The organism is Nitrososphaerales archaeon (genome assembly GCA_032906765.1).
Lineage (GTDB): Archaea > Thermoproteota > Nitrososphaeria > Nitrososphaerales > Gagatemarchaeaceae > DASPPF01.
Window position 1 is genome coordinate 182330 of record JAJTZB010000003.1, and the last position, 19789, is coordinate 202118.

At 57.5% G+C, this 19789-nt stretch carries 19 protein-coding genes and 1 tRNA gene; 11 read left to right on the top strand and 9 right to left on the bottom strand.

Annotated features, from left to right (window positions below; all coding sequences use genetic code 11):
* Positions 1-13 precede the first annotated feature (13 nt).
* Positions 14-277 (top strand): hypothetical protein, encoded by a 264-nt coding sequence (locus LYZ69_04725; protein ID MDV3277756.1) that lies wholly within the window; start codon positions 14-16, stop codon positions 275-277.
* Between the two features lie 38 nt (positions 278-315).
* Entirely contained in the window at positions 316-813 is a 498-nt protein-coding gene (locus LYZ69_04730; protein MDV3277757.1) for a hypothetical protein, read from the top strand.
* Here the strand turns inward: LYZ69_04730 and LYZ69_04735 are convergent.
* The 4 genes from LYZ69_04735 to mtnA all read right to left on the bottom strand — a co-directional run bounded on the left by LYZ69_04735 (position 810) and on the right by mtnA (position 6321).
* On the bottom strand, positions 810-1487 hold the full coding sequence (locus LYZ69_04735) for a helix-turn-helix domain-containing protein (protein ID MDV3277758.1): 678 nt from the start codon (positions 1485-1487) through the stop codon (positions 810-812). The two genes, LYZ69_04730 and LYZ69_04735, sit on opposite strands and share 4 nt — an antisense overlap.
* 2337 nt (positions 1488-3824) lie before the next feature.
* Entirely contained in the window at positions 3825-5069 is a 1245-nt protein-coding gene (locus tag LYZ69_04740; GenBank protein MDV3277759.1) for a hypothetical protein, read from the bottom strand.
* Positions 5070-5165: 96 nt separating this feature from the next.
* A tRNA-Arg gene (locus tag LYZ69_04745) sits at positions 5166-5253 on the bottom strand.
* Between the two features lie 3 nt (positions 5254-5256).
* Entirely contained in the window at positions 5257-6321 is a 1065-nt protein-coding gene (mtnA, locus tag LYZ69_04750) for an S-methyl-5-thioribose-1-phosphate isomerase (GenBank protein ID MDV3277760.1), read from the bottom strand.
* A gap of 118 nt (positions 6322-6439) precedes the next feature.
* Between mtnA and endA the strand changes: the two genes are divergently transcribed.
* From endA to LYZ69_04765, 3 genes are read left to right on the top strand one after another with little or no spacing between them, the layout of a single operon-like run.
* Entirely contained in the window at positions 6440-6997 is a 558-nt protein-coding gene (gene endA / locus LYZ69_04755; GenBank protein MDV3277761.1) for a tRNA-intron lyase, read from the top strand.
* The gene (locus tag LYZ69_04760) at positions 6994-7839 is read left to right on the top strand and encodes a geranylgeranylglycerol-phosphate geranylgeranyltransferase (GenBank protein ID MDV3277762.1); all 846 of its coding nucleotides are present in this window, start codon (positions 6994-6996) and stop codon (positions 7837-7839) included. Before endA ends, LYZ69_04760 begins: the two co-directional genes overlap by 4 nt.
* 1 nt (position 7840) lies before the next feature.
* On the top strand, positions 7841-9034 hold the full coding sequence (locus tag LYZ69_04765; GenBank protein ID MDV3277763.1) for an AAA family ATPase: 1194 nt from the start codon (positions 7841-7843) through the stop codon (positions 9032-9034).
* Here the strand turns inward: LYZ69_04765 and LYZ69_04770 are convergent.
* Both LYZ69_04770 and LYZ69_04775 read right to left on the bottom strand, forming a co-directional pair.
* Positions 9031-9333 carry a winged helix-turn-helix domain-containing protein gene (locus LYZ69_04770; GenBank protein ID MDV3277764.1) on the bottom strand — a complete coding sequence of 101 codons (303 nt, stop codon included), beginning with the start codon at positions 9331-9333 and terminating at the stop codon, positions 9031-9033. The two genes, LYZ69_04765 and LYZ69_04770, sit on opposite strands and share 4 nt — an antisense overlap.
* Positions 9314-10384, bottom strand: a complete 1071-nt coding sequence (locus tag LYZ69_04775) for an AAA family ATPase (GenBank protein MDV3277765.1) — start codon at positions 10382-10384, stop codon at positions 9314-9316. The genes LYZ69_04770 and LYZ69_04775 overlap by 20 nt, the downstream gene beginning before the upstream one ends.
* A gap of 1298 nt (positions 10385-11682) precedes the next feature.
* On the opposite strand from LYZ69_04775, the gene LYZ69_04780 reads away from it, so the two are divergent.
* Positions 11683-12711, top strand: coding sequence for a zinc-binding dehydrogenase (locus LYZ69_04780; protein MDV3277766.1), 1029 nt, complete (start codon positions 11683-11685; stop codon positions 12709-12711).
* Here LYZ69_04780 and LYZ69_04785 read toward each other — a convergent pair.
* Positions 12708-13100 carry an OsmC family protein gene (locus tag LYZ69_04785; GenBank protein MDV3277767.1) on the bottom strand — a complete coding sequence of 131 codons (393 nt, stop codon included), beginning with the start codon at positions 13098-13100 and terminating at the stop codon, positions 12708-12710. The two genes, LYZ69_04780 and LYZ69_04785, sit on opposite strands and share 4 nt — an antisense overlap.
* A 19-nt stretch (positions 13101-13119) precedes the next feature.
* Positions 13120-13683, bottom strand: coding sequence for a hypothetical protein (locus tag LYZ69_04790; protein MDV3277768.1), 564 nt, complete (start codon positions 13681-13683; stop codon positions 13120-13122).
* 214 nt (positions 13684-13897) lie between these two features.
* Between LYZ69_04790 and LYZ69_04795 the strand changes: the two genes are divergently transcribed.
* The 4 genes from LYZ69_04795 to LYZ69_04810 all read left to right on the top strand — a co-directional run bounded on the left by LYZ69_04795 (position 13898) and on the right by LYZ69_04810 (position 17431).
* Positions 13898-15040 carry a hypothetical protein gene (locus LYZ69_04795; protein ID MDV3277769.1) on the top strand — a complete coding sequence of 381 codons (1143 nt, stop codon included), beginning with the start codon at positions 13898-13900 and terminating at the stop codon, positions 15038-15040.
* Between the two features lie 311 nt (positions 15041-15351).
* The gene (locus LYZ69_04800) at positions 15352-16056 is read left to right on the top strand and encodes a VIT1/CCC1 transporter family protein (protein MDV3277770.1); all 705 of its coding nucleotides are present in this window, start codon (positions 15352-15354) and stop codon (positions 16054-16056) included.
* Positions 16057-16103: 47 nt separating this feature from the next.
* Positions 16104-16793 (top strand): stage II sporulation protein M, encoded by a 690-nt coding sequence (locus tag LYZ69_04805; protein ID MDV3277771.1) that lies wholly within the window; start codon positions 16104-16106, stop codon positions 16791-16793.
* Positions 16766-17431, top strand: a complete 666-nt coding sequence (locus LYZ69_04810; protein MDV3277772.1) for an HAD hydrolase-like protein — start codon at positions 16766-16768, stop codon at positions 17429-17431. The genes LYZ69_04805 and LYZ69_04810 overlap by 28 nt, the downstream gene beginning before the upstream one ends.
* A 66-nt stretch (positions 17432-17497) precedes the next feature.
* On the opposite strand, the gene LYZ69_04815 is transcribed toward LYZ69_04810, so the two are convergent.
* Positions 17498-18907 carry a pyridoxal-phosphate dependent enzyme gene (locus tag LYZ69_04815; protein ID MDV3277773.1) on the bottom strand — a complete coding sequence of 470 codons (1410 nt, stop codon included), beginning with the start codon at positions 18905-18907 and terminating at the stop codon, positions 17498-17500.
* Between the two features lie 125 nt (positions 18908-19032).
* Between LYZ69_04815 and LYZ69_04820 the strand changes: the two genes are divergently transcribed.
* Positions 19033-19785: an ECF transporter S component gene (locus LYZ69_04820; GenBank protein ID MDV3277774.1), complete on the top strand. Its 753-nt coding sequence runs from the start codon at positions 19033-19035 to the stop codon at positions 19783-19785.
* Positions 19786-19789: the final 4 nt, after the last annotated feature.

Consider the following 19789-nt stretch of genomic DNA (forward strand, 5'->3'; position numbering starts at 1 on the left):
GACACGGCCAGTCATGATTCCATCACCCCAGCCGAAGGGAAAACTCGTGGGTTTCAAGCCACTCCAGGAGAGGTTCAGCTACTACGCCTTGGACGACGGGACAGTGCTTGGAGTGAAGCCTGCTGTGGTCAAGGTGTACAGGCTGCAGAACCCGGATGGCAGCCTCGTCTCCACCCCTGATGGAGCGCCTGCGTATTTCTACCAGACGCAGAACATCACGCAAGTCCTGAGCCCAGACGAGTACAAGTCGATGAAGAGCGACGACATAGGAACATGAGCCGGGGGGCATACCTGGCCTCTGAGGACTCAGCGCTTTTGCGTCGCGTCCTTCGGCTCTATTCCGGGGGCGCCTGCCTAGAAGTCGGCGCGGGAAACGGAGGCAGCCTGCTGGAGTTATCGAGGAGTTTCAGGGTGGTCGTGGGCACCGACGTTGTGCGACCAGATGCTTCGGATTGGAGAGAGGCAGGATCGAGCTACATCATGGCCGACGCAGCGGCATGCTTCAGGAGCGGATCGTTCGACCTCGTTGCGTTCAACCCTCCGTACGTCCCATCTGAGGGGATTGCAGACAGAGCAGTGGACGGGGGAAGGGAAGGGGTTGAGGTCGCGCTCCACTTCCTACGCGAGGCGATGGGGGCTGTGAAGGAAGACGGCAAGATACTGATGCTGGTATCCAGCGACAACCCCCTTCGCGTGCTGGAACAGGAATGCGATGCGAGGGGTTGCACGATGCGGAGGGTCGCGGACGCGCGTCTCTTCTACGAGACGCTCAGCGTTTACGAGGTCTCGCGGCGCGGAAAAAGTCAGAGCTAGCCGAACGGGCTCGCAAAGGGAGCGTGGTGAGGGCCCCAGCCGTTCCCGTTCTGCACCTGACTCTCCAGGACCTTCCTCTCTGCGTTCCTGAGAATCTCGCTGAGGGTCGACGGCTTGACCCCGACCGCCTTGGAGAGGGCGGTGAGACTCACCTTCCTGGGGAAGTCGAAGTAGCCCATGGATACAGCGATGGATAATATCGCCTTCTGCCTGTCTGTGAGCTCCTCCTGCTGGCTCACCTCGGAAATCTCCTTCACGATGGCCTTTCCGCCCGACTTCTCGAGTCTGCGGATTACCTCCCTAAGGTCCTCCGACCTCCTCACGAGTATCTTCCAAGTGGACGGGCTGGAGCGCGAGCTGAAGGGGCACTGCAGGCAGATAATCGAGGTGCCGACCGAGGCACTGCAGGGGAGTGGTCTGTCAACAACGACAAGCGCGAGCATCTTTGACGGGGCGACCTCGCTCTCGTAGACGTGCCTGACCCCGGCGAGCTTCTTCAGCTCGACCAGGAATTCATCTTGTTGCTTCTTCTCTCCTGTCATCTCGAAGAGCAGCGTCATGCCATTTCCGTTGAAGGTCCTGCAGAACTCGAGTTCCAGCTTGACTCCAGTCTTTAGGGCTATATCCTGGAACTTGTTCTCTTCTGGAACCTCCAGCAGTACTTGGCGAAGCATCCTAACTGGTTCGGCAAAACGGCGCGATTATAAGCTGGAGACATGATTTCCAACGGTGAGAATCACCCATTCCTAAGGCTAAGATGATGGAGCGGCTTTCCTAACAGAGTAGGGAGTCTTGTAAAAGAGAGACCAGCAACAAGACGAAACTCGCCGGAGGTGACTAATGCCAACGCCTCGAACCCCGCGCCACCATCCTTTGCATGATAGGTGAAATCCAAGAATGATAATGCTGGCGGGCCCGGAGGGATGCGATTAGTTATTTAAGCGAATCTCATGGCACGATTTGGTTTCGTTTGTTCAGTTGACCGCCGCTCGGTCGGCTGACTTCTCGCAGCGAAAAGCATCTAATGGCGTATGTGAACGAAGGGAGCGAAACTACCTGGCTAGGCGGTTATACTGTCTACCACTACAGCATAGGAGCCATAATAGAAATTGGCCGTTCCGTTGTCTCCTGACGAGCCCCCCGCACCTGGAGAGGGCACCGAGGAATAGGCATCGGGACCTCCATACGCAACAGTGTACCACGAACCCGAAGGAAAGCTTATTGTCACCGAGGGTTCGTAAACCGCATTCACAGACACCGACCCGCCTGTCTCGCTATAGACATCAATGTGGTAGTACCTAGTGAATGACGTCTGCGTACAACCAAAGCAAGGTGAATATGATACATACCAAACGCTTTCAAGTTGGGCACCAGAGCCAGCTGTGGATGTCAGCAGACCGTAAGCGGCATCAGCCTGCGAGAAGGTAACATACAAGTTCCCGAAATAGTAAGTGGCATACGGTCCATTTGGATTGAAATCAATTTCGGCCGTAGCGCTAGGAGCAGCTGGGCAACTTCCATCATTGCAGTAACTGACCGCAGAAGAGGAATAGATCAAAGCCCACCCATAGTTCAGGTTTGGATATGCGCATCGGTAGGTACTTGCGGCGCCAAATGACCAAGAAACACACGTCAGACTCGATGGGTTTGAAGCGTAATTCTGGTACGGAGGCTGAATTGTATTACTGGACGCGAAGACTGTACCAATTTGCGGCGCTATCAAGAACAGTGAGGCAACGTATGCCCATATGATCAGACCGTAGCGGGTCTCCATGTTCAAGCCACCACCTGGATAACAAAGGGAAAAGTGGTAACCGCATATCCAGGGCCGACAGTGTCTGGCTGCAACACTTGTAGCCAGAGGGACTCGTTTCCTGCTTCGGTTGCCGAAACAAACACTACTACGGGGAAGGTTACGTGATTAGGACCTTCGGTTGTCTCTGGGAACGTGGTGCCTTGGGGATAAGCTACGGTGACACCTGATGGAAGCGAAGTAGACTTTTCAGTGAGTGGAGGCGCAAGGACGTCCTGATTGGGACTAGTCACAACAATCGTGAGCGCCCCTGAAGCTTGCGAATTGACACTGAAGAATAACATCGTAGAGTGTCCAGCGACTACGATGGTTGACGAATTAACTAATTGGACTTGCGCGGCATATCCATGTTCGGCTATCGTCGTCGTAAATTGGTGAGATTGGATGCCAGTTCCGTGGCCGACGAAGGCGACGGCCCCTACGACCATCAACGTAAGAATGAGTACTGACACGAAGACAAAGGCGGCATAATTGCTGCGCTGAACGCCGGCACCAGCACGACGGATTCCGTTAGGGATGTGTGGGCCTGCAAGCCCGTATCCATAGAGCCGCCCTTGCCCGCGATTCTCCAACCGAACCTTCACGCGTTCTTATCGTGGCAAAGCAGTTATTTATGCCTTTCACATAGGACTTCGACGTGAATATCATGTGAATCCTAGCGTAATCTTGTTAAGAGGCCAGTATTGGCGGTCAAGTGCGCGGCACATAAACAATTACGCCCTCTGACAGCCGTCTCGATAATCGTCCTCACTCTCATTCGCTCGATGGAGTTCGCCCTCCGTCCCCTCTTCCGCCCCGACTAATACATTCCTCCCAGGCCTGCCGGGGTGGAACAGGCATCTTCGCTACTTGGAAAATAGGAGGGTCTGTTCCTCCCTTCAATGGTACCCATACCAGAATCTCCTCTATCTTCCAATCAGAGTTCATTCCACTCCCCCTTCTTGGCGAGCACATACCAGCTGACGCCCCCCGAGTGAGCAGAGCGAGTGAGGGCCCCGCAGGGGTGAAGGCGAAGAACGAGCGGAGGAGCAAAGAGGGGGGAGGGAGCCCCGACCGTGGGGAGGGGCGGAAGGCCGTGAGGAGCGAAGGAGCGAAGCGACCAAGCGACGGACACGGCGAGCGAAGTGAGGGGGTGAATTTGCGATGAGCGAAGTCCGAGCCTGAAGGGCGCCGGCTGGTATGGGCGAGCCTTCCTCGCTCAGAATGGAACCTTTACTATCGCCTCTCCGTCTGGAAGGGAGGCGACGTACTCGAACCCTTGGCCTATGTACGACCTGACCTCTCCTATTGGAATTATCTTCTGCCTTGAGCCGTTGTCAGCCATCATTCCCGCTAACTTCTGCCTGACCAGGCTTTGAAGCTCCTCACTGCTCATCTCGTCTAGGTTCATCTTCTCGATGTCCTCTTTCTGGAACCCTGCCACTAATAGGAACTGCTCGTTGAAGGTTCTCTTGATCTGCTCTTCGGTTGCTGACTCGGTTTTTGTCGATAGAAGGGGCTCGCACTTCTTGTAAGCCTCCCTCATCTCCTCGATCATGGTGGGCGGGAGCCTGCCCTTGTTGGTTGAGTACCTGGCATCTATGTCTCCCTTGTGCCCCATCAGGAATTGAAGGTAGGGATGGGAGATCAGTCCTTTTGACTCGGCGATGATCATTCCAGTATCGCAGTAGGCTCTTAGGACATAGGGCCTCCGTGAAAAGCCCGCCTTTACAATCGCCTCCTTGATGTCCCTCGTCACCAGTGATGTCCTCAGGAACGCGTTCTTCTTCACTCCTCTTGGGTCGAATGCTAGAAGAGGGCTCTGAGGCGTTAGCTTCTCTCCATGCTTGACCCTCTCCTCCACGTATTCCTGAATGTACGTAATTGCCTCATCTCCCACGAATGTGAAGTATTGATGTCTGGCCTTGTTTAGCGGATTCTTGATGCTGAGTATCGAGGGAACCTTACCGAAAGAGATTCCTTCGCCTGTAATCTTCGATTCTTTGAAGTCTCCGAGCCTTATTCCATCCGTGCCCGTGAAGTTACCCAAACTCTCAGGTCTCAATCCGCCCAGGGCCATCAGAGCGATGGACACTCTGCATCTGCGCGATGCCATCCTCAGAATCTTTGCAAGCTCCTCCTTGCTGGGCACTCTCTCATTCGCAATCGTGGGGGTCTCCGACCTTCCCTTGATATTCACCTTCAGCTTTACGTCAACGTTGTTGTAAGACAGCCAGGAGAGGATCACCTTCTTGAACCTCTGGATGTAGGAGCCTGCCTTTCCCTTCTTCTCCATCTCTCTTACAAAGTCCGTAAAGTCGTCCCTGAATCTCTTTGATGGGCCATCCTTGAGAATCTCCTTCGGGTCGGCATGCACCAAGTCACAATAGAGGCCGAGCGTCCTGAGGTAAACCTCAGCCGTGATGGCTGAGTTAGCGGCCAGGTTATCGTGCCATCTGCTCACGTCCTTATCGTTCAGTAGGTCGCCGTACTTCCCGTATTTGGCATGAGGTAGCTGGCAGAGGGGCGTTCTAATGAGGGATTCGCTTATGATTCTAAGCGGGCCCGGTGGGATTCGAACCCATGGTCTCTGACCTGATCTTCAGCTTCGAAGGCTGACGCCTTAATCCGTGCTAGGCTACGGGCCCGAGTTATTCCACCCGTCCGTCACTAATTAAGAGATGACCCCTGGCTATGTTCTCGGCAATCGGCTTCTCCACCAGCCCCTTGTCCGAGACTATCGATGTGATGAGTTCAGGTGGGGTGGAGTCGAACGCAGGGTTCGAGACTGGCACTCCCTTGGGCGCCACCCTCCTCCCCCGTACCTTTGTCACTTCGTCGGGGCTCCTCTCTTCAATGATTACGTCGCCGTGGTCGTGTTTCAGGTCGAAGGTGGAGTACGGGGCGGCAGGGTGGAACGGAACGCCGTGCCTGGCAGAGAGGACCGCGATTTGGTAAGTCCCTATTTTGTTGAAGACGTAGCCGTCCCTCGTGATCCTGTCGGCTCCAACGATCACCTTGTCGACTCGACCGATGTTCATCATGTGCCCGACGGCCGTGTCAGAGATCAGGGTGCAGTCGATTCCGTCCCTTGCGAGCTCGAATGCCGTTAAGCGGGCCCCCTGGAGCGCCGGCCTTGTCTCGGGAACGATGACCTTGACCAGCTTTCCCTGTTCCTTGGCAGCCCTCACAACGCCGAGCGCGGTGCCGTACCCAACGGTGGCAAGCGCACCAGCGTTGCAATGGGTGAGAACCGTGTCGCCGTCCTCGATTAGGTCCGCGCCCACCTTGCCGAGTCTTCTGTTCACCTGAACGTCCTCCTCTTCCATCTTCATCACCTCGGCCACGACGGCTTCCCTAGCCTCTCTTGCGGTGGTGGCCAAACTCGTCGAGGCGACGGCTCTCTCTATCCCCCAAAACAGGTTGACCGCGGTCGGCCTTGTGGAGCGGAGTATGGCGGCTGCGCCATCGAGCTCCTTCATCAGCTGGTCCTTGGTTGAGGCGCTGGAGTGGACCGCAGCCAGGGCGACTCCCATAGCAGCCGCGACGCCTATGGCCGGTGCACCCCGCACAACCATTCTCCGGATCGCGTCAGCGACGTCTTGGTACCTTCTGTACGACCGGTAGACCAGCCTGCGCGGCAGCATGGTCTGGTCAATCATCTTCACAGACGTGCCAGCCCACGTCACGGTCCTGAGCGTGAAGAAGTCTTCCAACGGAAGGGCTGGACCTGCTCATTACTCAAAAGCGTTTCCAGCGCCCTGGCCCCCTGTGTGCTAGCCAGCCACCCGCTAAAGGTTAATACCGTAACTGGGCTGGCGGGCAAAGAGGAAGATGGAAAAGTCAGAGCAGGAGGAACAAACCCCACCGATTTCGGCCGAGGTGAAGGAAGGACGCATCATCGTCCCCGACCCCGGCAGGATTGGGGAGTTGGAGGAGTCGGGGTACGGCTCGAGAGAGGGAAAGAGCCTCGGGCTCAGGGACTACGAGGCTCTCTACCTGTTGCACACCAAGAAGCTTGACCTCAAGCGACACGGGGGCAAATCAGTCAGCTTCGAGGAGCTCGCGGAGGAGACGCAGAGGAGGGCTCGCGACTCCTGGACCAAGTTCATCATCTACCGGGACCTGAGGAGCAGGGGGTACATTGTGAGAGAGGGCTTCGGGTTCGGGACAGACCTCAGGGTCTACGAGAGAGGGGACTACCCGAAGAAGGCGGCAAAGTACGTAGTCTTCGCCCTTGACGAAGGGATAGAGAGGAGGGTCGACGACCTCCAGACGTCAGTGAAGGAGATGGCTAAGATGGGCAAGGAGGCGATCATAGCCGTCATAGAGAGGAGGGGCGAGGTCATCTACTACAAAGTTAGCAGGGCAAGATTCCAAGTGGAAACTTGAGCCTGAGAACCGGCATAGAGATACTGCGTCCCGTCAACTGCGCGATGATAGGCTTCGCTGTAATCGTGGGAGAGTTCGTCTCGAGGCCTCCCGGGATACCCCTCCTGCAAACTGCGCTGGGCTTCATGACCGGGTTCTTCCTCTGCGCGTACTCCATGGTCGTGAACGACGTCTATGACGTGGAGGTCGACAAAGTGAACAGGCCTGAGCGACCGATCCCAAGCGGGAGGATCACAGAACAGGGCGCCTCGCGGCTCTCCATCGTCGCCCTCCTCCTCGGAATCGCTTCCTCGGTGCTCGGCCTGAACCCGGTGGCCGTGGGGATTGCACTGCTCTACGCTCTCGTCTCCTGGCTGTACAACTCAAGGGCGAAGAAGGCGGGGTTCTCGGGGAACGTGATGGTCGCCTCCTCCCTCGCGATACCATTCATCTACGGCGGGGTCATCTCGGGTGGCAGCGTCTTCAACTCCCTCCTGCTGATGATGGCGTTCACGTCGTTCTTCTCAGGCGTCGGGCGCGAAGTTGTGAAAGCCATGGCGGACATTGAAGGCGACGCGAAGCGCGGAATCAGCTCAGTTGCCTGGAGGCGGGGCTCCAAGACCGCGGCCGCCGTTGGGGCCGCCTTCTTCTTGCTCGCCGTCCTCACGAGCTGGCTGCCTCTGGTTCTCGGCCTCGCGAACGGGATCTATACCTTCGGGGTGATCGTGCCCGACCTCGTGTTCGTCTACCTCGCTGCGTCCATACTGAGGGACTGGCAGCCGAAGAACGCTCACAGAGTGAAGAACACGGCGCTGCTCGGGATGCTGGCGGGGCTCTTCGTTTTCATAGGTGGCGCGGTCTGACTTGCTGACAGAGAGGCGCAGGCCGAAGCGGTTGGAGGACATGGTCGGGAACGAGGATGCCAGGACGAAGCTAGCAGCGTGGCTGACGAAATGGAAAGCAGGTTCCAAGGCAGCGCTCCTGGTGGGTCCCCCAGGCACAGGGAAGACGACGCTCGTCCACCTGCTCTCGGAGAAGCACGGGCTCAACCTCGTCGAGTTGAATGCCAGCGACTCGAGGACGAAGCAGAAGCTCTCGCGGAAGCTAGGCGAAATCCTCACCAGCACCAACCTCTTCGGTGAGAGGACGCTCATCTTCTTGGACGAGGTGGACGGTCTGGCCGGCAGAGCCGACTACGGGGCAGTCGAGTTCATCAGGGGCTCGGTCCGCGCAAGCGAGAACCCGATCGTAATGGCGGCCAACAACCCGGACGCGGACGAGGTGAAGAAGCTCGCCAGCGTCGCAACTCGCATTGAGTTCGAACCCCCGTCCGTGAACGAGGTGTTGGTCTACCTCAGGAGGGTGGCAGAGGAAGAGGGCTTGGCGGTGGAGGACGGTAGGCTCTTCGCCATCGCCGAGTCGGCCAAGGGAGACATCAGGTACGCGCTGAACGCGCTGCAGAGCGGGCTTGCAGGGGGAAAGGATGAGGAGCTGACTGCCGCCAAGGCGCTGGACGCATTCTTCGAGGCTGCCGGCCGTAGGAAGGCGCTGGAGGCCCTGAGGGCTTATCCTGCCCAGCCGAGGGACAAGCTCAGGGACATCCTGGCAAGCGTGTCAAGGGCAAAGTTGCCTGAAGAAAAGAGGGCCCGTGCACTGGAGGTCCTTTCGAGGGCCGACGTGCTGATGGGCAGGATCATACGCGGTGGGAACTGGAGGCTCCTGAGGTATCTCGACGCCCTGCTCGCCTCCGACCTCAAGGTGGCGCTAAGCGGGGAGGTCGTCCGCTTCACGACGGACGGGGTCCCGTGGATGCTGCAACTGAGGATCTGGAACGACTCCAAGAAGATCAAGGAGATGGGCGACCTCGCGGGGCGCAGGCTTGGAATCAGCCGTAAGGGCTGGGCTGTCGAGGACTTCCCGTACATCGCGCGCCTGTGCGCCGACAAGGGCTTCAGGGAGGAACTCGTCAGGAGCCTGAACCTGGACGAGCCCTTCGAGAGCTTCTTGGCCAAGGAGTCGGTCAGGAAGGTCGGCACAGAGCGGAGCAGCAGGCGCTAGCTGAACGACCGCTGCAGCGGAGTCTCTGCGATCCTCTTCCACTCGGAGAGGAACCGGTACAGCGCCGCCACGAACGGGTTCGAGTGGTCGACCCTGAATATCCGTATCCTGTTGAACCTCTTCTCCGTTATGAGCCCTGACTTCGCAAGGAACTCGAGGTGGCGGGCCGTCGACGAGTGGGAGAGACCGGACCTGCGCGTTATCTCCGAGATGTTCAGCTCGCCGCTCTCCATCATCACAGTCAGCACCTTCGCCCTCCCGTAGGAGGAGAAGAGCCTCTCAACCTCTAACGTCTGCAACCATCCCCTTCTCAAGCTCGCCGATCAGCTCCTTCGCCGAGACGAGCGAGAGGCCGATCAGCGTTGTCCTGCCCCTCATACCCCTCCCGGAGAGCTGCGTCTCTATGATGCCCTTCCTGGAGAGCTCGTTGACGTCGTTCCAGACCTGGGTGTGGTGGTTGGGAGTGGTGCCCATTCCCTCGCAGAGGGCACCGTAGCTCTTCTCCACCTCACCTATCGTCACGTAGGTCGAGTCGCCCTTCTTGAGCAGGCCCGAGACGGCCATCAGTATGATCCTCTGGTGCTTCGTCAGATAGCTCAACTCCTCCTTCCTGAATTGCGGGGGAAGCGAGGCCTTCGCAGACCTGATGTGCTCGGGCAGGACGCGCGGGGACTCGGACATGTCAGCAAGCTTGCCCGCCCTGTAGACGAGGTCGAGGGCGTAGCGGGCGTCGCCATACACGCTGGCTATGCTGGCCGCGAGTTGCATGCAGTTGTCTTCGAGAGCGCCCTCGTTGAACGCCCCGTCGCTCCTCGAAGCGATGATGTCGAAGAGCTGCTTCGACGAGTATGGCTCGAGGGAGACCTGGTTCCACTGGACCGAGCTCAGGGTGCTCAGGTCCACCATCTTCAGGTAGTCCAGCGTCTTCGAGACCAGAAGAGAGGAGAAGACCTGGTTGCCCTCCGCGGTCTCCCTGAGCCTGGTTATCGTGTAGAGGGCGGTCGGGTCGGCAGAGATCAGCGAGTCGACTTCGTCGAAGGCTATTATCAGGTGGGTGTGGTTGCTCTTCAGTCCTTCGACCAAGGCGTGAAGGAGCTCCTCGAAGCTGTACCCCCTCGACGGATAGTTCTGGCCCAGCGAGTTCAGCGCCCTTACCAGGACGGCCTGCAGCGTCTTGTCGATCCTGCAGTTGACGTGGAGCATCTTGACGAGGTTGCCGTAGAGGGCTGCCTTCTTCTGGAGCGACTCGCCCAGCTTCTTTGCGAGCATCGTCTTGCCAGAATTGTGCGTTACCGTGAAATCATCTAGGAGATATCGTTGGTCAGAATCGACTCTAAAACCGAAGTACACCTCTTCCCCCAGAGGTTTTAGTGTGAAGCCCGTCCTTAAGACGCTCTTTTTCTGCTTTCTTGTCGGTGCCTGTTTTCTACTAACCCTAGTAGGAATTTTGGAAATGTCGCCTGAAATTCCAACTCTGTAATACAGTCCCTCATGACCAAATTGGTCATGGGAAGATTTCTCCCTGACAAAAGCGTAGAATCCAAGGCTTCTAGACACAAATGCTACATCTTCAGCGAGCTGTTTCGACCTCGTGATGAAATCGTAGTATCCTGCATCTAGGCTACCGTCTGTGTCCAGTAATCCAGCCAGAACTTCTAGACGTATTCTTCTCGACCCAAACTTATACTGGGATGGGATGAACTTCGATTCAGATGTTTTCTTGTAAAGTCCTAACGCCATTAAATCCTTGGCTAGCCCATTTAGTAATGCTTGTCCACCTGTCCTCCCCGGAGTCAGTACATATTCTTGGGCTTGGCCTGCTGGATACCGGCGTACCTTTAGCAAGTACTTTCCAGATTGGCTATTTACGATAGTTGATATTTCTGCGTCCGCCGAAGTGACAGTGATATGGCCATTGGCACTACTTCCGTCCCCTAAATACACACCAAGAAAGTAAGGATCCATCGACCCAGCTGGCATCTGAGGGAAATCGACACCAGTTCTCATTAACTTGTAAAGTCCCTTGGGACCAACATACCATCTTGGAAGCCTTAACAGCTCGCTTACTCTAATGTCTTTGATTATCCCTTCAGTATCTTCAGATGGTTTTCGTGGGTGCTTCTTCAATCGAGTTTGTATGACTGTCAGAACATGGTCCTCAGAAACTACAAACGATTTCCCCTTTATCGGCTGGACTTCGATCATTCGTCCGAAACCATGTACCGTCTCAAACACTTTTCTTGGGGTACTATCTGGACCCATCAACAAATCTCCTTGAGCCACGTCTTCGACACGTTTGAGTGATCCGTCAAGCATCAAAACGAGTTGTCCTTTCCTATGACACCCGACCGGCCCGGAGAGCATCACGTTCTGGCTCGCCTTGGAGGCGTTCTGCACCACGCTCTGGAAGTAGAGCTCGAGCGCCCTCAGCTGTGCGTCGCGGTGGGGCGTCTGGTGAGGGAGATACTCGGGAAACAGAATACTCTCGTCCCTGAAGACAGAACGCTGCGTCGCCAAGCAGGTTTCTACTTTTCTCCCTGTTTTTGATATATAACCGTGATTATACACTGCGTAGAACTGAGGGTGGAGGGTTCAGTGAAAGTGAATCCGCAGAAACGCAGAAATGAAGAGGGGGAGACCAGAGGAACGTGAAGGCAGTAAGGTTCCACAGGCACGGAGGGCCCGAGGTGCTGCAGTACGAGGAGGCGCCGGACCCGAAGCCGAACAGCGACGAGGTCCTCGTCAAGGTGAAGGCCTGCGCGCTCAACCACTTGGACCTGTGGGCGAGGAACGGGTTGCCGAACGTCCAGATCCCGCTGCCGCACATCTCAGGCTCGGACGTCTCGGGGGTGGTTGAGTGGGCGCCGCCAGAGGAGAAAGAGATGGTGAAGGGCACTGAGGCGATAGTCAACCCGGGGCTTGGGTGCGGAAGGTGCGACAAGTGCCTGCTGGGGAGGGACGACCAGTGCAGGTACTACACGATAATCGGCTACGGCATCGACGGCGGCTACGCCGAGCTCGTTAAAGTCCCCAGGATCAACGTGCTCCCGAAGCCGAAGGGGATGGGATTCGTCGAGGCGGCTTCGTTCCCCCTCGTCTTCCTCACGGCATATCACATGCTCGTCACCAAGGCACGCCTGCAGGCGGGCGAGAAGGTGCTCGTCCTGGGAGCCGGGTCCGGCGTTGGCTCTGCGTCAATCCAGGTGGCCAAGCTCTTCGGCGCGGAGGTCATAGCCACTGTGGGCGACGATGGCAAGCTGGCGAAGGCCAAGCAGCTGGGCGCTGACCATGTCATCAACCACTACAAACAGGATGTGCTGGAACAGGTCAAGACGATCACGGACGGGGCGGGCGTGGACGTCGTGGTGGAACACGTGGGGAAGGCCACCTGGGACAAGAGCGTGAGGGCGCTCGCGAAGGGCGGGAGGCTGGTCACGTGCGGGGCGACCACGGGGGCCGAGGTGACGACGGACCTGAGGTACGTCTTCAACAGGGAGGTCACGATATACGGCAGCTTCATGGCTGGCAAGGGAGAGCTCCTCAAGGTGGTCGAGCTCTTCGAGGCCGGGAGGCTGAAGACCGTCGTGGACTCGACATTCCCGCTCGTGAAGGCGGCCGAGGCGCAGGTGAGGATGGAGAAGAGCCAGCACTTCGGGAAGATAGTCCTGACCGTCTAACGGACTATTTCATAGGAGTACGATATCTTCACGCCCGGTCTCAGGGTGGCAGCCACGCTGCAGAATTTCGACATGCTGTCGTCAACCGCCTCGTCCACGAACTTCTTTTCGAGGTCCCCCGCTAGGACATACTTCACATCGATTGTCTGCCATGGCTTCGGGTACCCGTGCTCCGGCCGGCTGCCAGTTAGCAGCACTTTGAGAGACTTCAGTTTCTGCTTCCTCTTCTTCAGAATGGCCACCACGTCCATCCCAGAACAAGCCCCCAGCGACGTGAGCACCGCCCGCATCGGGCTGATGCCCTTTGGAGTTGGGTCGTCAGAATCATAGACCACCGAGTGGCCCTTCAGGTCTGTCCCTACGAACAGGTAGTCGCCGGCCCAGGACACCTCTGCGAGCCAGTTTTCCTTACTCGACCTCGACCGCCACCGGTTTCGACTTCGCCGACAACTCGCCCTTCTCTATGAAGCTGCGCCTTCCCCACCTGACGCTCGCCGAACCCGCAAGCCAGTGCCTCCCCTTCCCGAGCTCGTCGGCCGGGATCTCGAATGACTTCGCCACGTCCAGCATCCTCGACTTCGCGTCCTCAACGTTCAGCGGGATCTGCGGCGGCCCGCCGTCCTCAGGCATTATCATCACCCAGATCCTGTAGGGAAGGTCCGGGTCGCGGCTCCAGTAGAAGCTCGCCTTCCTGACCTCCTTCTTGATCTGCGCCAGCTGCTTGAACCTGATGCCGCGCTGGACGCCCACAGTGGCCCCAATCGTCAGCCTCACTATCTTGTCGTAGTCCTCCCATGCGACAGTCCACACGTCTGGATGGAAAGACTCGCGGAGCCCTCCGACGACCCTGAAACCTAGGTTGACCAGGACGGGTTCGTTCCTGGAGTAGGTCTTCTTGTCGGTCATCAGCTCGACGTCGGTCAGATTGCTCGGAGCCCACGAGTACTGCTGCCTCCTGTTCTTCAGGGGCATGTCGTGGAAGTGCCAGTGTGGCGAATAAAAGGGTGATTGCAGCCGTCGAGCTAGGCCTGCTTTTCTGAGGAATACGCATCCGCTGGACGCGGGGAGGGGAGTTCTTCGATGGGGATGGAGGCGGTAGCCAAGAGACTACTGCATACTTGGAATGGGCATGGTTTAAATCATGACTCTGTGTGCGATATCGCGTATCAGGGGCGAGGGGGTTATAGTGTTAGAGGAGCCGGAGTCTCGGAAGGACATAAACGTCCTAACGGCGCAATTAGTGCACCTCATTACCGAGCTTGGGCCGGACATACCAGAGATTTCGAGGCGGCTCGGCCAGTTCAAGGAGTCCGTCAGGTACAGGTATAAGGAGAAGATACTTGGGAAGGGATTCGGAATATTCGGATCGATAGATCATGAGAAACTCGGGCTGAAACGCGTCGTCCTATTCGCGGACTTCGCTCCGGAGTACAGGGAATATGCGCAGGCGGTCTTGACGGCGATGAACGAACTCTGCTACGTGGTCTACTTCGAGAAGAGGATGATTGATGACGATTATTTGATAATGGCAAGCGTGCCCTCAGAGTACGTGGAGGCGTTCATATCCTTCATGGTCAAGCTGAAGGAAAACGGCCTCTTTACCAAGCTCGGGACAACCACCTTCGACTGGTTCAGAAACATCCCCATGCGCGCAGAGCTTTACAACTTTGACACCGGAAGATGGGACTTCGACTGGTCGCCTCTGACAACTTCCGAAGCCGCTTCGCACAGACCATCGGAAAGAGTGAAATTCGATTACACCGACCTTCTCATACTCAAGGAACTCCAGATAGACGCCACGAAGACGTTGACGGAGATGGCGAAGAAGCTGAACGTGAATTACAAGATGCTTGTGTGGCACTACCGCAACCATGTGAGAGACAGGGGGATGGTCAGAGGATACGCAGAGGTATGGATGGGAACCAAGTATGACACCAGGATTGAGAAGGCACTCAACAGGAGGCACAGGTATCAGAAGCTCGTTCTCGTAGCGAAAAACTTGAGGGAAGTTGATAGGATGAAGTTGATGTCGGCAATGAACGGGTTACCCTTTCTATGGTCCGAATCCGTGGGAGCCACTTGTTATGCCTGCGAGCTCTTCTTCCCGGTTGAGATGGTTACCGAGGCCCTGCAGTATCTAACCAAAGCAACTGCCAATGTCAAGGAGACGACCAGCATCATGTTCATGGACCAAACCCAAGCCCTTGCTTTCACGATCTCCTACAAGCTCTTCGACCACGTAGAGCACAAATGGACGTTCAACGAGGCTGAACTTCTCAGCAGATTTGATTCTCTCTTCGCGAAAATCAGGGAGACGGGTGGGCACTAGCTACCTTGAGCCAGAGCCACCCGCTATATCCAGAGGTCCAGGCAGATGTAGGCCTAGCGCAACAAAGACCAGGCTCGCTCCCGTTAGGGCCAGCATTCCTATCCGTATCTTCTCGTCTAAGGTCATGTCACTGAGGTAGGACGAGTCTCCGATTTAAGATTAGGCATACGCATAACGCATGGGGCTCTGAATTAAACAAATTCCAACGCCGAATAGGTAACCAGCAAGATTTCAGGGCTTTTTGGCAGGTCAGAGGGGCAAAGACCACCAACTCCTAAATACGAACTCCCTCCGAAAGCCACGACTGTCGCGTGGCCAAGAGCCAGGTCGAGAAACATCCCCACCTGCCCGCAAGGGAGATCATAGACAGGATTGTGCTTGGCGGGAGTGACGGCGTAATAGAAGGAGTCGCTGCCACCTCAGCTCTGAACGGGGCCGGGGTCGACTTCAGGACGATCCTGGTGGCTGGGTTCGCGTTCGCAGTGGCGGGAGGGCTCTCGATGTTCTTCAGCAACTACCTCTCGCGCAAGTCGGAGCTGAATTCCCTCAAATTTGACATACAGAGGGAGCGGATGGAGATAGAGACAGAACCAGATGAGGAGAGGAGGGAACTCGAGGACCTGTTGGCGAAGGAGGGATACACCCAGGACGAGATAGGCGTGATCATGAACAGGCTTACGAAGAACAAGGACATGTGGCTCAAGGCGCAACTCCGCCACGAGCTTCACCTCCACACAGAGGAGCTATCCAGCGACCCCTTGGCTCGCTCCGTGCCTATTGGAGTTGCCTACTTCCTGCTCGCTCTGCCGTCACTCGTCCCTTATCTGTTCAGCGTCGGCCGGACCACCGCATTGCTGGCGTCGGTGAGTCTCTCCCTCGTGGCGCTATTCGCAGTCGGGTCGAAGGCCTATACCTTGCGCCACTTCAGCCTCAGGCGAGGGGTCGAATCCGCTGTCGTGGGCGCAGTGGCCGCCTGCCTGTTGTACGGAGTGGGGCTGTTGGTCGGCCGGCTGTGACGAGGTCAGCCGAGTCGTTAATTAGCGGTCAAGTTTCCGAACTACTAATGGCCGAGACAGAGACGACCTTCCCGCAGACAACTGAGCCAGAACAGGGAAGAGGCATTCTGGATGAGCTGGTGAAGCGAAACCGAATCGTCATCTTTGGCCTAGCCTTCGCCATAGAACTTGCAATATACTTCGGAGCTACGGTGATCCCAATCGACCCCGCACAGCAGCAGGAACTGGCCAATCTGCCGAACAGCATCCTCGGGTCAGCTCCAAGCCAGGGCTCGGTCTCAATCTTTGCAGCACTCTTCTCTCACAACCTCGAAGTGGCCCTATTGGAGATGATTCCAGCTGCGGGGGCTGCGGTTTTCTTCATCTCGACTTTCTTAACAGGACAGGTGATTCAGGCGGGCGCCATCTCGAGCAACCTCCCCGGGCCGCTCCTCGGAGTGTTCCTCTTCCTAGTCCCTGATACTCTGGTGGAGCAGTTCGCCTACGCAGTCGCAGTCGCTTCCGGCACGATGCTAATCGTGGCCTGGCGGAGGAGGCAGCTAGTTCGGGAGCTCAGGGTTTTCGCGCTCGAGGCTGGAGTCGTTGCCTTCACCCTCGTCTTGGCTGCTGCTTTGGAGACAGTAGTAATTGTAGATTCACTGGTGGGCTTCGCACTTTGGCTTCCGACGGCGTTGGGCATATTCGCGCTAGTGATGGCCGTAAGGGGTGCATGGAGATTAAGGACTTCACCTACCTGACATTCGACTGCTACGGCACGCTGATCGACTGGAAGGCAGGGATTGTGCGGTCGCTCGAGGAATCGTTCAGGCTTCCCCACACAGACGAGGGCGATTTGATGGAGAGATATGTGGAGGCTGAAAAGGCGCAAGAAGGGGCCTACAAGAGGTACAGGGAGGTGCTGAAGGGGACAGCGCTCAAGCTCGCGCGGGACCTTGGGGCGCCGGCCTCCGAAGAGGCTTCAGCGAAGTTCGCAGCCTCGGTCCCTGAATGGCCGGCGTTCAAGGACACCACAGATTCGCTGAGAGCACTGGGGGAAATGGGATATAAGAGGTACATACTCTCAAACGTCGACGAAGACCTCCTGAGAGAGACGATTCGGAGACACGGGCTGGAAGTGGAAGGCTTCGTGACTGCGGAGGAGGTGAAGTCGTACAAGCCATCATACGGCCACTGGATGAGGTTCTTCGAGAAGACCGGCGCGAACAAGAAGGAGTTGCTTCATGTCGCCCAGAGCCTCTTCCACGATATAGCCCCCACCGGACAGCTCGGCATCGCCTCGGCCTGGGTGAACAGGTACGGAGAGCAGCTCCCGTCTAACGTGGAACCGCTCTTCGTCTGCGAGAGCCTCTCGCAGCTGGTGGGCCTTCTGGATTGATGCGCTCGGCCACCTCTGCGGTGCCAGCGAGAGCTCACCTTCCCGGCGGCACAGGGCAAGAGGGAGTCACGCGCCAATTCTTCCGGCGAGTCTCAAGAAGTCCGACCCCTTCTTTGTTAGTTCGTAGAACACCCTCTCCCTTCCGTTGACTGTCCTGATGCCTGACCTTCTCACGAGGGCGAGGCCTTCGAGCTCGGCCAGATGCTGGTACACGCTCGCAGTCGTCATCGCCCTCTCCTGCTTGAGGCTCTGCCACAACTCATAACCGAAGCGCGGCTTGGCCAAGATGAGATCCATGAGGTGAAGCTTCGTTCGGCCGACCTGCACGGGGGTGAAGATGTCTTCCTTGACGGCCACATGCTTCGAAGCCCTGGCGATCCTCGCTACCGCCCTTGTGTCTTTCAGGCCCGCGCCAGTCACCACGCAAACCACGGTTTCGTCCCTGTCAATGAGTCCGTGCGACCTTGCGGATTCGAGTGCTGCTATCACAGACGCGGATGCGGGTTCCGCGAAGATTCCCTCCGTCTTGGCAAGAAGACCGGTAGCGCGAATGATCTCCCTCGCGGTCGTCTCGATGCCAGACCCGCCCGACTCTCTGATCGCCTCGTCAGCCGCGCTCCTGAAGATGGGCTCGGACTCTTCGAGTTCTGTGAAGGGCACCTTGGCCGCTTCCTCTGATCCGCCGCGTCGCCAAGGTGTCGGGGCAGAGCCTCGGACCTGGACACCGGCCAGTCTGCAAGCGGAGTTGGCAACCAGCCCGCACTCTTTCAGTTGTTTGATTGCGCGCCAGATCATGCTAATGTGACCTCCGGTTCCGACAGGCACCACCAACACGTCTGGTGTCTGCCATCCCAGATCTTGGATGATCTCGAAACCGGTGGTCTTCTCTCCTTCGAGGATGTATGGGTTACCGGCCGTGACTTGTAACGTGCGTCGGTCGTATTCAACCTCCGTCATTGACTTGGCTTCGACCCGGGCGCCGTACGCAATCATCTGGTATAGCTTTCCGCGGTCAGCGTGGAGCTGGATTCTAACCTCAGCTTCGATGCCCGCCTTGGCGCAGTAAGCGGCTAGCGATGCACCCAGGTTCCCTGTTGTCGTGCACGATATCGCCTTGACACCTTTCTGTCCCGCCAGGCTCACGAGGACAGTCGAACCACGATCAATGAACGAGCCAGTCGGGTTCCTTGTCTCGTCCTTTAGCAGGACGTGGTCGAGCCCCAGCTCCCTCCCCAACCTCTCTGCTTTCAGAAGCGGTGTTCCTCCCTCCCCCAGACTCACCGTCCAGCCGGCGGCCAGTTCTGGAAGGAACGCCCCATACCGCCAGACGCCTGGAGGCAGTCTTTCGATTTCCGCCCTGGAGATCTCAACCCGAGGGCCCTCCAGCAGGAGGGCTGAACGACATCTTGGGCACCTCGGCTCGAGTGCTTCGCTTTCAAGAAGCTCGGAGCAGGCGACGCATCTGAGCAGGGGCAAAAGTGTCATCTTCGCTGGTTCAACCGATATATAGGTTCCAACTTATATGTCAAGGAGCCGCGCGTCCGCGTCGTGGCGCTGGACTGTCGCACGTGTTCGGGGGCAGACGAGGTGAGCTGGAGAAGGTGACCGCCACTAGGACGGTTGCCAGCACAGCGGTCTTCACGGCCTTTGTTGCAGCTGCGACGATGGCCTTCAGCCTCTCGATTCCCGTGACGAGCGGGTACTTCAACGTGGGCGAAATCATGGTCTACACAGCTGCGCTTCTGATGGGACCCTATGTGGGCGCGTTCGCAGGCGGGGTGGGCTCGATGTTATCTGACCTCTCGCTCGGCTTCCCAAGCTATGCCCCAGGGACCCTCGTAATCAAGGGAATTGAGGGGTTCCTCGTAGGTTACCTCAGCAGCAGGACTCTTGCGAACCTACCGAGGTCCGCATGGAGGGCGACGACTGTCATATTGGGAGCAGCGGTCGGAGTTTTGGCGGCGTGGCTGGGGTCGACCTACCTCTCAGGTGGATACCAGCTCGCACTCGGCTTCCCGATAGGTCCGCAGGCGACTCTGAGCTTCAGTGTGCCCACGGTCTTCTGGCTCGCGCTTGGTGCGGCAATCTTCATCGTGATCCTGGCGGTGGGACTCTCCGCGGACGAGAAGGTCGGTTGGACCGCACTGGCAGTACTGATCGGGGGCGCAGAGATGGTGGTCGGTTACTTCCTATACGAGAGCGTCGCGCTTCAGCTCGGGTTCGTGAGTGCTTCGGGCGAAGTGCCCTTCAATATCACGCAGGCGCTCGTAGGGCTGCTTGTTGCAGTGCCGCTCTCAAGAACCATCAAGAGAATAGCTGGAGGAAGAGGCGCAGCCGCGCCAGCCCAGGCTTGACCGG

Coding starts and splice junctions, on each gene's coding strand:
- LYZ69_04725 (MDV3277756.1), top strand. CDS start 14: ATGATTCCATCACCCCAGCCGAAGGGAAAACTCGTGGGTTTCAAGCCA.
- LYZ69_04735 (MDV3277758.1), bottom strand. CDS start 1,487: ATGCTTCGCCAAGTACTGCTGGAGGTTCCAGAAGAGAACAAGTTCCAG.
- endA (MDV3277761.1), top strand. CDS start 6,440: ATGGAAAAGTCAGAGCAGGAGGAACAAACCCCACCGATTTCGGCCGAG.
- LYZ69_04790 (MDV3277768.1), bottom strand. CDS start 13,683: ATGCCCCTGAAGAACAGGAGGCAGCAGTACTCGTGGGCTCCGAGCAAT.
- LYZ69_04805 (MDV3277771.1), top strand. CDS start 16,104: ATGGCCGAGACAGAGACGACCTTCCCGCAGACAACTGAGCCAGAACAG.
- LYZ69_04810 (MDV3277772.1), top strand. CDS start 16,766: ATGGAGATTAAGGACTTCACCTACCTGACATTCGACTGCTACGGCACG.